At 68.3% G+C, this 12,201-nt stretch carries 8 protein-coding genes; 1 reads left to right on the top strand and 7 read right to left on the bottom strand.

Annotated features, from left to right (window positions below; translation table 11 throughout):
* Positions 1–53 precede the first annotated feature (53 nt).
* Together ABEU20_RS24240 and ABEU20_RS24235 are read right to left on the bottom strand one after the other, a co-directional pair.
* The gene (locus ABEU20_RS24240; RefSeq protein WP_420166943.1) at positions 54–815 is read right to left on the bottom strand and encodes a MerR family transcriptional regulator; all 762 of its coding nucleotides are present in this window, start codon (positions 813–815) and stop codon (positions 54–56) included.
* A gap of 143 nt (positions 816–958) precedes the next feature.
* Complete coding sequence (locus ABEU20_RS24235) at positions 959–2,677, bottom strand: SpoIID/LytB domain-containing protein (RefSeq protein WP_420166942.1); 1,719 nt, start codon at positions 2,675–2,677, stop codon at positions 959–961.
* A gap of 372 nt (positions 2,678–3,049) precedes the next feature.
* Between ABEU20_RS24235 and ABEU20_RS24230 the strand changes: the two genes are divergently transcribed.
* A complete protein-coding gene (locus tag ABEU20_RS24230; RefSeq protein WP_420166941.1) occupies positions 3,050–5,062 on the top strand; it encodes an N-acetylmuramoyl-L-alanine amidase in 2,013 nt (670 codons plus the stop codon).
* Positions 5,063–5,140: 78 nt separating this feature from the next.
* Here ABEU20_RS24230 and ABEU20_RS24225 read toward each other — a convergent pair whose 3' ends face one another.
* The 5 genes from ABEU20_RS24225 to ABEU20_RS24205 all read right to left on the bottom strand — a co-directional run bounded on the left by ABEU20_RS24225 (position 5,141) and on the right by ABEU20_RS24205 (position 12,077).
* A complete protein-coding gene (locus ABEU20_RS24225) occupies positions 5,141–5,965 on the bottom strand; it encodes an HAD family hydrolase (protein WP_420166940.1) in 825 nt (274 codons plus the stop codon).
* An 81-nt stretch (positions 5,966–6,046) separates the two neighbouring features.
* Positions 6,047–6,805 carry a lysophospholipid acyltransferase family protein gene (locus ABEU20_RS24220; protein WP_420166939.1) on the bottom strand — a complete coding sequence of 253 codons (759 nt, stop codon included), beginning with the start codon at positions 6,803–6,805 and terminating at the stop codon, positions 6,047–6,049.
* 111 nt (positions 6,806–6,916) lie between these two features.
* Positions 6,917–8,452, bottom strand: a complete 1,536-nt coding sequence (locus ABEU20_RS24215) for an Ig-like domain-containing protein (RefSeq protein WP_420166938.1) — start codon at positions 8,450–8,452, stop codon at positions 6,917–6,919.
* Between the two features lie 276 nt (positions 8,453–8,728).
* Positions 8,729–10,855 (bottom strand): Ig-like domain-containing protein, encoded by a 2,127-nt coding sequence (locus ABEU20_RS24210; protein WP_420166937.1) that lies wholly within the window; start codon positions 10,853–10,855, stop codon positions 8,729–8,731.
* Positions 10,856–10,973: 118 nt separating this feature from the next.
* Positions 10,974–12,077, bottom strand: coding sequence for an Ig-like domain-containing protein (locus ABEU20_RS24205; protein WP_420166936.1), 1,104 nt, complete (start codon positions 12,075–12,077; stop codon positions 10,974–10,976).
* Between the last annotated feature and the right edge of the window lie 124 nt (positions 12,078–12,201).

Below are 12,201 nucleotides of genomic sequence, written 5' to 3'. Positions count from 1 at the left end.
TGCGCCTGTCCGGTGGTGCGAACCACCGAAAAGGCACACGGGGTCTGCAGCGCCTACAGGTCGTTCAGCGCGAACGCCAACATGGCGTCCCGCACGAACTCCGCGGTCCCCCGCCCGTGCCGGTCGTAGTGCTTCGCGAACCGCGGATCGGAGACGTACATCTCCCCCAGGCCCGCGAAGGCGTCGGCCGTGGGCCGGCGGCCCTGCCAGCCCGCCGCGACCCAGTCGTAGTGCCGGCGGGCGATGTCCTGCGCCTCGGGCGAGTCGGCCGCGAGTCCCGCGGCGTGCGCGCGCCCGAACTCGGCGGCGATGTCCAGTTGGTCCTGCTGGAAGCCGGCTTTGTCGGCGTCCGACAGCGATCTCCACCAGCTGTCGCTGCGGTCGTAGGCGTCCCTCCCCCACCGCTCGACCACTTCCTCCTCGTAGCGCGTGTGGTCGAATCCGTCGAACATCTCCTCGGCCATCAGTGACTCACCTCTCCTCATCTTGTCCAGCGTGGTGCGCACCGATGCGATCCGGCGCCGCAACCGCTCCTGCTCTTCCTCGAGCAGTTCGAGGTGCGTGGCGAGCGCGGACTCCGGGTCCGTGTCGCCGGCCAGCACCTCGGCGATCGCCGTCAGGCCCAACCCCAGCTCGCGGAGCAGCAGGATCCGCTGCAACCGCACGAGCGCCGCCTGGTCGTAGTGGCGGTCGCCCCCGGTCCCGATGCGGCTGGGCGTGAGCAGGCCGACACTGTCGTAGTGCCGCAGCGTCCGACTCGTGGTCCCGGCGATCCGCGCGAGCTGCTGGATCGACCACTCTCCGGTCGGGTTCACGTCGCCTCCTCGGTGCGTCGGTACACCCAGCCTGCAGGTTGACGCTGCGTCAAGGTCAAGAGGAATTCGCACGCGCGACGAAAAAAGGGGCAGGGCCACCGCACTGCGCGGTGGCCCTGCCCGATCCCGGGTCTTGCCGGTTCCTACCCGGCGGCGACGTCCGTTTCCACCGGCACCGGCTGCACGACGACGCTCGAGTCGACGACCTGGGTGCCGAGCGTGGGCGTCCACACGATGGTGCCGCCCGCGTAGGTCCGGAACTTGCCTGATTCGTCGACCAGCATCAGCTCGGGTCCGGTCGGTTCACCCAGCGTTCCGGCCGGGCCGCCGAGTTCCCGATACTTGGCGTCGATGGGCGACTCCTCCGCCACGGCGGCATTTTCCTCCGCGGGAGCGGCGATCGGTTCGGCGATCGCGTCACCCGCCGCAGCAGCGAAGGGAAGGGGTGCGGCCGAGCCCGGCGGCAGCGGTGGCAACGGGGGCAGCGGCGGCAGGAGCGACTCCACCGATCCCGGGGTGATCTCGGGCAGCGGCGGCAACTCCGGCAGCGGCAGCGACTCGAGCGAGCCCGGCGGGAGCGGCAGGCCCGGGATGGGCCCGGGTGCGCCGGGACCGCCGACGGTGAACCAGTCCGACTTGAGACCGAGCTTCCACCGGGCCTCGTCGCCCGACCCTTCGACGGTGCGCGCCGTCCCGACGACCTTGACGCGGGTGACGCGGCCGCCGTCGGCGCCGAGATTGTTGCGGCCGATGACGTCGAAGGAGATCAGCTCGCCGACGCCGTACGCGTTCGCGATGGCGCCGGCGGTGACCGTCTGCTGCCAGTTGCGGTTCGGCGAGACGGCGTCGCCCTCGTCGATCACGGCCGGGAAGACGCCACCGGCGGTGAAACCGCCCGACGACGACGAGAACTCGGCCGCCATGATCTGGTTGCCACGTTTGAGGACGGTGCCGGCCGTGGTGCGGACGGCCTCGGTGGTCCGCCAGTCCTCGTTGGACGATCCGCGGTACACCTGGCAGGACTGGGTGTCGCAGGTCTGTGCGTAGCCGTAGCGGCGCTCGGCTGCGGAGTACGAGCGGGCCGCGATGGCCTGCGCCCGCAGCGCCTCCTTGCCGCCGGAATCGGCCCACGACGGGATCGACTCGGCGGGAACGACACTGTAGAGATAGTCCTCCATCAGCACCCGGTTGACCGTCCGCCAGGCGCCGTTGCCGTCGCGGGTGGCATTCATCGCGCCGCGATACGGGACGTTGCCGTCGCACAGGCGCAGGTGTTCGTTGGCCGGGCGGTTCGCGCCGAGATTGACCGGGTCGACCCACGGGTGGTTGGTGGACCCGCGCCAGACCTCGCGGCCGGTGCAGCCGTCGGTGACGGTGACGTCCGCGCCGCCGCCCGTCGGGACGAGGTGCGCGGCCGAGTTCGGTCCGAAATAGCGGCCGGCCACGTTGAGTCCGGCCGGCGAGTAGACGTCGAGCCGCTTGTCGTCGCGTCCGATCAGACGCACCGCGACGAAGGGATCGGCCACCTGACCGAGCTGGGTGTTGCCGTAGTAGTGCCCGACGATGCGTTCCGCCGTCCACCCGAAGTTCTTCGCGTAGCCGTAGGCGCCGTACTGGCCCATGCCGCGCCCGTGCCCGTAGCCGTGCCCGTACAGCGTGATGGGCGTATCGGCCGCGACGACCGGGGCGATCTCCGAATCGGGACCGCGGTCGACGACGGTCAGCCCGACCGCGGCTCCGACGGCGAGGGCCGGCGCCAGTCCGAGGGCGGCGAGCCGTGCCAGGGAGCGCGACGGGCGCCCGCCGAGACGTCGGCGACGCAGGACTCGATCTGCGGAAATGCGAAGGCGGGGGGTCGCCATAGGCTCGCTCCTCATCACTGGGTTCTGGGGTCGTGCGGGCCTGTGCGGAGTCCGGAGCGGGCGATGGAACGGGAGCGAAGCAGCCCCGACCTGCACAGTCATCAAAAGGCTCAAGCTAAGGTTGAGCGTTAAGGATGTTGCGACTAGTGTGGCAACTGTGACTGCTGTTGGCAACATCCGCCACTGAAGTAACTGCAGTCACATCAGTAACATCTGCATCACAAGTTGCAGACATCCTCGGATGAACTGTGGACTTCGTCCCGGGGGAGCCCCCAGGATTCAGTCCGAAACCGAACCGCCCGGAATCGGCCGGCCGAGAGGTCGCTCGCAGCGCACGAAGACACCCCGCGCATTACCACGAGGAGATTCGCCTTGCCGCACCGTCGACCGAAGAACTCGATAGTCCTGGCCGCAGTCGCAGCAGTCGCCGTCGCCACCCCCTTCGCTGTTCAGGCGCTGAACAGCGAGCCTTCGGACGTCCTCTCGGCAAGCGATTCGGCCCCGACGATCGAGACGCAGATTGCGGAGGTCGTTCTCGCGTCCGTTCCGGACATCGTCATCCCGCTCAAGGAACTGACGGGCCTGGACCTGCCCGACCTCCGCCTCGGTGACCTTCCGCTCCCACACGAGATCCCCCTACCGGGCGGCGGGACGCTCACGCTTCCGTCGCTGACCCCGCTGGCACCGCCGGCGGCCCCGGGCGAGACCACCCCCGGCGACATCGCCGCCCCGGTTCCGGGCGAGGTCTCCCCGGAGACCCTCGGTGCGACGGTCAAGGAAGTCACGCAGGACACCCCGTTCTCGATGGTCGGCGTCACCGCCGCAGATCTCGAGTCGTCGGTGACCCAGTTGCGCGCGAAGCTCTCGGACGGCTCGTGGGGCGAGTGGATCACCCCCGACCTCGTCGACGGCAGCAGCGGCAAGCAGGGCACCGAACCGGTCTTCGTCGGCGAGACGAACGCCGTGCAGATCCTGGTGACGCCGAAGGAGGGCACGGCGGACGCTGCGGGCACCGCCGACGCGACCGATCCGGCGCACCGCGCTCCGGAGGTTCCGGCCGCCGAAACTCCTGCACCCCAGGCAGATTCCGACGCCACCCAGCCGCTCGGCTACACCCCGGCCGCCGTGTCGAAGCCGCTGCGGCAGGCGACGCTGACCGCGAACGACGTCGCGGCGGTGCTCATCAATCCCGGTAGCGGGCCGCAGGACGCCAACCTCGCCGACATCGCCACGCCGACCTCGGTGAACGGTGTCAAGATCATCTCGCGCAGCGCGTGGGGCGCGAACGAGGGCATCCGCTGCCAGAACCCGACCTACGACGACTCCACCGGTGGCGCGACCGTGCACCACACGGCCGAGACCAACAACTACACGCGTGAGCAGTCCGCGGGCATCGTGCGCGGCATCTACGCCTACCACGCGCAGTCGCTCGGCTGGTGCGACATCGGCTACAACGTACTGGTCGACCGCTTCGGTCAGATCTTCGAGGGTCGCTTCGGCGGACTCGACCGTCCCGTCCAGGGTGCGCACGCCGGTGGCTTCAACGAGAACACCGTCGGTATCGCCATGATGGGTAACTTCGTGAACGAGCCAGCGCCCGCGGCGACGATCGAGTCCGTCGGCAAGTACCTGGGCTGGCGTCTCAAGCTCGCGAACCTGAACCCCAAGGGCCAGGTCACGATGTACTCCGAGGGCACGCAGTACTCGAAGTACCCGCTGGGCCAGCGCGTCGTGTTGCCGACGATCTTCGCCCACCGCGATGTCGGCTACACCGAGTGCCCGGGTAGCGCCGCGTACGCCCAGATGGACCAGATCCGGAACATCGCCGCGGCGAACTACGGCGGCAACACCGGCGGTGGTGGCGGAACTCCTCCGACCAACCCCAGCAACGGTGGCGGCAACAACGGCGGCGCCAACCCGGCCGGGTCGCTCGATCTCAATGCCCAGATCCCCGCGGTGGTGAACGGCATCCTGTCGATCGCCGACTCCAACCCGATCGCGCGCCAGTGGCTGGCGATGGGCGGCAACCGCAGCATGGTGGGTGACGCGATCACCGGCCTGCTGACCACGGCGACCGGCCAGGTGTACGCGTTCTTCCAGAACGGCGGAATCTTCAGCTCACCCCTCGGTGGCGTGGTCACGATGATCGGCAAGATCTTCGAGCAGTGGACCGCGGCCGGCGGAGTGATGGGTGACATCGGCCTGCCGATCAGCGACGAGTACTCGGTGGACGGCGGCAAGCGTTCCGACTTCGAGCGCGGCTCGATGATCTTCGACGAGGCGACCGGCCAGGTCACCACGATCATGAACGACGTGGCCGCTCCCGCGGCCTCCGCTCCGGCCCCGGCCGGCGAGGTCTCCGAGGCTCCGGTCGCGATCAACTGACCGTCCGACGAAAAGGGCCTGCCCTCCACGGTTTCGTGGAGGGCAGGCCCATTTCCGTGCCTTCTCGGGGCCGGGAGCTCAGCTCTTCCAAAGCCTTTCGAGCACCCTTGCGACGCCGTCCTCCGAGTTGGTCGCGGTGACCTCGTCGGCCGCGGCCTTCGCCTCGGGGTGCGCGTTCTCGACCGCGACGCCGTGGCCTGCCATCGCGAGCATCGGAATGTCGTTGGGCATGTCGCCGAACGCGACGATGTGGTCGTCGGGAATGACGAGGTGCTGCGCCATGAGTCTGAGGCCGGACGCCTTCGTCACCCCCGGCGCCGACACCTCGATGAGCCCGTTGTTGGTCGAGTAGGTCAGATCGGCCCGCTCCCCCACCAGCGGGCGGAGCTTGGCAGCCATGTCGGCACTGCTCGCGCCGGGCTGCCGGATGAGCATCTTCACGGCGGGTGCGGACAGCAGATCCTCGGGCGCCATCTCCGTGTGCTCGGGATTGAGCCAGGCATGTTCGTAGCCGGGCGCGCTGACGAACTGGGCGGTGGCCGTGTCGTGCGCGGTGGCACCGATGCGTTCGGCCGCCAGCCCGGCCCGGGGAAGCTCGTAGTCGACGAGGTCGGCGAGCCATGCGAGGGTCTCCACCGACAGCGTCGACGCACTGATGACCCGGTCGGCAGCGGCGTCGTAGAGCACCGCGCCGTTCGCACACACCGCGAGGGGCGCGAACCCGAGGCCGTCGACGACAGGGGCGAGCCAGCGGGGCGGCCGTCCGGTGGCGAGGACGAAGGGCGTCCCGGATTCGACGACGGTCTGCACGGCCGCCCGGGTCCGGGCGGTCACGCGTTCTTCGTCGTCGATCAGGGTGCCGTCGACATCGCTGGCGACGAGGCTGGGCAGTTGGGTGGGCACCGGGCCATTCTGCCCCTAACGGGCGACAATCGGCCCCTCCCCGCATGCCGGTGAGCGCTAATTCACCGGCAGACTCCGGCGCTAGGCCCCGCCGGCGTCCTTGGCACGGCGCGCCGCGGCCTTGGCCTCGGCCTCCTCGGCGTCCATCTTGTTCGCTTCCTCGAGCGTCGGGGCGCCGCCGCCGAGCCGGGCCGGCACCCAGTACTCACCGGCCGGGTGCTCGTAGTTCGCCTGCACGCCGCGCAGCAGTTCCTCCATGCGGGTGTGCAACAGCGCCGTCATCTCCGACGCCGGTTCGAACGGCGCGACCGGCTCGCCGACGGCAATCGAGATGGGGGTGTTCGTCCGGCCCAGACGCTTCGGGAAGCCCTTCGTCCACACCCGCTGCGAACCCCAGATCACCATCGGCACGATGGGGGTACCGGACTCGAGTGCCATGCGTGCCGCGCCGGACTTGAACTCCTTGAGTTCGAAGCTGCGGCTGATCGTCGCCTCCGGGAACACACCGACGAGTTCGCCGTCCCGCAGTGCCTGCACGGCTGCGCGATACGAGTCGGCGCCGGCGGCCCGGTCGACGGGAATGTGCTTCATGGCCCGCATCATCGGGCCCGAGACCTTGTTGACGAAGACATCGTTCTTCGCCATGAAGCGGATGTACCGCTTGACGGCGCGGGCGGGCAGGCCCGCATAGGTGAAGTCCATGTAGCCGGTGTGGTTGATCGCCACCACCGCACCCCCGGCCGCGGGGATGTGCTCCTCGCCGGTGACGGTGAATTTCAGTCCCTGGCCTGCGAACACTGTGCGGGCGACGCCGATGATCGTTCGGTAGAAGGGTTCCACAGTGTGCAGCGTAGTCGGCTCGGTGTGGCCGGGCGTATTTCGAGTCCCCGGCCGGCGCGACACGGTCCCCCGCCCGTGGTGCGGCGAGGGACCGTGGTTCCGGTCAGCGAATCAGGACCCGAACATCGGTGCGCCGCCGCCGAGCGACCCGGCGCTGCCGGTACCGCCGTCGCCCCCGCCGGTGTCCGACCCGGTCACCTGGACCGTCTGGGGCGCCGACGCGGACCCGATCACTCCGGGGCCCCCGGAGTAGACGGCCTTGACGTCGCGCACCCCCGACGTCGGGAAGGCGTAGGTCAACACCGCAGTGCCTCCCGACACCGTCTGCGGCGTCCCGATCGGCGTCGCCCCGTCGTAGAACTGCACCGTGCCCGGCAGCGTCGCGGCCCCCGAGACCTGTGCCGACAGTTGCACCGGCAGACCGACCGTCGCCGACGTGGGTGCGGAAAGCGTCGTCGAGGTCGCGACGTCGTCGGGTGTCGGAGCGGTCACGACGACCGTGCTCGCTTGCGAGCTCGAACCGACGAAGCCGCTGCCGGCGGTGAACACCGCGACGACGCTGTGCGTGCCCACCGTCGGGAAGGTGTGCTGCAGGCTCGCGATGCCGCCGGACACCGGGACCGGGCCCCCGATGTCGGCGCCGTTGTCGCGGAACTGGACCGTGCCGGCAGCATTCGACGGCGTGACGGTGGCGGACAGCAGCACCGAGGTGTCGGTCTTGGCGTCGCTCGGCGCGGTGAGTGTCGTCGTGGTCTGGACGTTCGCCGCGGTCACCGAGACCGTCCGTGGCTGCGACGTGGAGGTCGCGAACGTCGGTGTGCCGGTGAACACCGCCGTGATATTGCGCGAGCCGGCGGCCGGGAAGCTGTACGTCAGGCCGGCCTGCCCGCCCGAAACCTGGACCGGGGCTCCGATGTTGGTTCCGTTGTCCTTGAACTGGACGGAACCGGTTGCGGTCGACGGCGTCACGTCGGCAGTCAGTGTCACCGGTGTTCCGGCGACCGCGGTGGCCGGGGCGGTCACGGTCGTCGACGTGACGACCGGCTCGACCGAGACGGCGAGGTTCGACATCGGGTTGAAGGCCTGATAGCTCGAGAACGCGTAGATGTCGAAGCCCATTCCGGTGGAGCGCGGTCCGGGTTGCGCGGCGTCCGCGACCTTGTAGGTGAACGTGAGCGTCGGGTTCTTGCTGCCGTTGCCCTGCCCGGGGATGAGCCCCAGCGCAAGCGTGGCGTCCGTCCACTTGATCGTCACGGAACCGTTGGTCGGATTCTGTACGGCCGAGCCGTCGTACAGGGACGGGCCGTTCAGGTTCGCCCCGGCGCCCCGCCACACGTTGCCACTGACGCCCTGCAACACATACCCGGCGGGCGGGTAGTCCGTGAGGTTCTCCAGATACCGGTCCACACTGAGGAACCCGGACGACGTCTTGAACGTGATGGTCGAGGTGACGATCTCACCGGGGTGCGCGACCGCGGGGCTCACCGTCTTGGTGGCGATGATGTTGTCGGTCGTGACGGTCTGTGACACCGGTGCGGCCGAGGCGCTTCCGGCTCCCCACAGGACCTGCCCGGCCGCCATCACGCTCGCGGCCATTGCCCCCGCCACGACCGTCGACACCAGCCGTCGAGTGATGGATCGGGTCACTAGCACTCCTCTCGTCGCAGGAGAGTGCAGCTCCGGGGGTTGACGCACGCCGGAACCGCGCTCAGGAGAACACGTTTGCCGAACTCGGCCGACGTCCTCCCGACTGCGAACGCCCGCCGCGCCTCACCCCGACGCCCCGACGAGTGATGTGCGCCCACACTGTATCGACGTGAGTCCAGACGAGGTGGGAAAACAGTTCGATCCGGCACAACACGCACGAGACCCCCGACCTGATGGTCGGGGGTCTCGTCGGCTATCGGCTCGGGTCGTCGTCGATCAGGACCCGAATCCCGAACGGCCCACGCCGCTCAGCGATCCGAAGATGTTGCCGAGCGAACCTGTACTGCCCGTCCCCTCACCGTCGCCGCCGTTGTCGGCCGGCGACACCTGGACGGACTGCGCCGGCGAAATCGACGTCTTCGCGCCCTCGCCACCGGAGTAGCGCGCCGTGATCGCGTGCGCACCCTCCGCGGTGAAGGTGTGCTGGACCGTCGCAACACCGTCGACGAGGTCGACGTTGCCACTGATCGGGGTGTCACCGTCGAAGAACTGCACGGTGCCCGGCAGATTCGTTCCGCCCGTCACCGACGCCGACAGCGTCACCGGCAGGCCCACCGTGGCCGTCGACGACACGGTCACGGCCGTCGTGGTGACGACGTCGTCGGGGGTCGGGACGGACACCTGGACCGTCTGCGGGGCCGACGACGTGTTCGTGAAGCCCGTGGCACCGGTGAACGTGGCACCAACGGTGTGCGGTCCAGCTGCCGCGAAGGTGTGCGGCCGGCTCGCCATCCCGTTCGAAACCGTCACGGGGCCACCGATGTTGTTGCCGTCGACCGTGAACTGCACAGTGCCGGCCGCGTTCGCCGGCGTCACCGCCGCGGTGAAGGTGATCGCGGACCCGGTCTGTGCGTCCGACGGCGCCGACAGCGTCAGCGACGTCTGGACCACCGGTGCGCTGACCGTCACCGTCTGCGCCGACGACGTCGAGCTCTTGAAGCCGGTGTTTCCGGTGAAGACCGCGGTGATGCTGTGGCTGCCCGCTGCCGTGAACGAGGTCTGCGCGGTCGCCGTACCGTTCGCGACGGCCACCGGTCCACCGATGTTGGTGGCGCCGTCCTTGAACTGCACCGAGCCGGCGGCGTTGGACGGATCCAGATTCGCCGTCAGCGTGATCTGCTGGCCGGTCTGCGCGGTCGGCGGGACGGTGAGCGTGGTGGTGGTCGTGACATCCTGGGGAACAGGCGCGCTCACGAAGATCGAACGAGGCTGGGATACCGAATTCGCGAAGCCCTTCCCGCCTACGAACTCGGCTGTGATGCTGCGACTTCCGAGCTGAGTGAACGTATACGACAGCTGTGCCGTGCCGCCACTGACCGTCGCCGGCGTACCGATCGGTGATCCATTCTCCTTGAACTGCACGGTTCCCGCCGCCTGCGCTGGATCGAGCCACGCCGTCAATGTGGTGGGGGCACCCTGTACTGCGGATGGCGGCGCCTGCAGAGTCGTAGCCGTGTCGAGCGTCGGGAGCTCGGTCACCTGAAGCGACGTCGTGCCTGACACGGAGCCGGCGTACTGTCCGGTGCCGGTGAAGACCGCCGAGATGTCATGGCTGCCGACTGCGTCGAAGGCGTGGGGTAACTGCGCCTGCCCGTTCGAGACCGGCACGGGCACACCGATATCCACACCGCCGTCGCGGAACTGAACGTTTCCCGTGGCGGACGCAGGCGTCACGGCGGCCTTCAGCGTCGCGGTGTCACCCTCGGTGACGGGCTCGATAGCCGGTACGGAGGTCGTCGTGGTGAACGGCGCTACCGAGAGGGCCAGGCTGTTGAGCGGCTTCCAGGACTGCTCAGTACTGAACGAATAGACGTTGAACGTCATTCCGGCCTGTCGAGCGCCGATCGACGCGTCTTCGCGAACCTTGTAGGTAAATGTGAGGTCCGCACCCTTGTCCAGCAGCACCAATTTGCAGGCGGCACCAGCACAGTCGCCCCCACTGAGCCATTTGAGCTTTACAGCACCCGACGCGTCCTGCGTGGGCGTGCCGTCGTACTGGCCGCCCTTGTTCCAGTCACCCAGCGTCGGACCGCTCCGCCAGACCCGCGCAGTCACCGACTGCAGCACGTAGTCCGCCGGGGCGTAGTCGGTGTAGTCCTGCATATACCGGTCGGTGCCGCTCGCATCGAGTCGAACCTTCACCTCGACGGTCTGGCCGGGCAACGCGGCGGCCGGCGTAACTGTCTTGGTGGCGGTGATGTTGCTGGTCGTCACGGTCTGCGAACTGGACGCAGCCGAGGCCATGCCCGACCCTAGGACCGCTTGGCCGACGCCGACAGCCGCGACGGCGACCACGCCGACCATCACTCGCGAGACGGCGGATCGCAACGACGATCGCGTCATATCTGTTTCCCTTCGGGGTCACGGGCGGCGAATCACCTACCGCTGGTGGAGGAACCGATAGAGCTGAAGACGGGCCACCAACTCTCACCCCGAGAAGAGTCGGTGGCCCGCGTCGAGATCAGGAGCCGAAGTTGAGGCTGCCGAGCGAGCCGGTGCCGCCGGGTCCGGGCACTGGATCCGTCACGTTCACGGTCTGCTCGGTCGCGACCGATCCGTTCACGCCGGAACCGCCGGAATAGACCGCGGCGATGTTGTGCGGACCTGCAACGGTGAACGTGTGGCTCAACACGGCCACGCCGGAGGTGTTCACAGTGACCGCGTCTCCGATCGGTGCGTTGTTGTCGAAGAACTGGACCGTTCCGGGGAACGCGGTCGCGCCGGAGACCTGTGCCGACAGGTTTACGGCAGCACCGGCCACAGCACTCGAGGAAGACGTCATGACCGTAGTGGTGTCCTGATCGTTCGGCCCGGGGACGGTGACTGCGACGTTCTTCGCGGCACCGCTCGAGTCCGCGTACGGGCCCGACCCGAGGAAGCGCGCACTGATCGAACGGGTTCCCTGGTTGTTGAAGATGTGATCGAGCGTGGCTACCCCGTTGGTTACCGTGACGGGAGAACCGATGTTGGCCCCGTTCTCCTTGAACTGGACCGTTCCGTTCGCGTCAGCTGGATTCACGGATGCGGTCAGCGGGACAGTTGCACCCACCTTGGCAACCGGCTGAACGGTGACGGTAGTGGTGGTCGCGACCGACGGTTGCGTCACCGTGAGATTCAGGCCCGTCATGGGGTTCCAGGTCTGGGTGCCGACGAATGCATAGATGTTCATCGACATGCCGGCTTGACGCGGGCCCACTGCTGCATCGTTTCGCACCTTGTAGACGAAGGTCAGATCGACCCCCTTGTCGACAAGGACCAACTTGCATGCAGCACCGACGCAGTCGCCGTGACCGAGCCATGACAACTTGACTGCACCGTTCGCGTCCTGAGTCGGCGTGTTGTCGAACTGCCCGCCCTGGTTCCAGTCACCCAATAGCGGACCACTGCGCCATGCCCGCGAAGTCACGGATCGCAACTCGTATCCGACCGGGGCGATGTCGGTGAACTCCCGGAGGTAGCGATCGGTGCCCTTTGCGTCGATTCGGATCTTGACGGTCACGTCGTCACCGCGGTATGCGGTCGCCGGGGTCACCGTCTTGGTAGCGGTGATGTTGTCGTTCGTCACCGTCTGCGTTGCGGTGTCACGCGGCGATGGGTCTGCCGACGCGATGGTCTGACCTACCGTTGCTTGGCCGAAGCCGACAGCAGCGAGAAGCACGGTACTTGCCGTAGCTCGCGTGACGATGCCA

Origin of the sequence: Rhodococcus parequi (assembly GCF_046042785.1) — a bacterium.
Classification (GTDB): Bacteria; Actinomycetota; Actinomycetes; order Mycobacteriales; family Mycobacteriaceae; genus Prescottella; species Prescottella parequi.
Note: the sequence above shows the minus strand (reverse complement) of the source record. Positions and strands in the feature narration are given on the sequence as shown.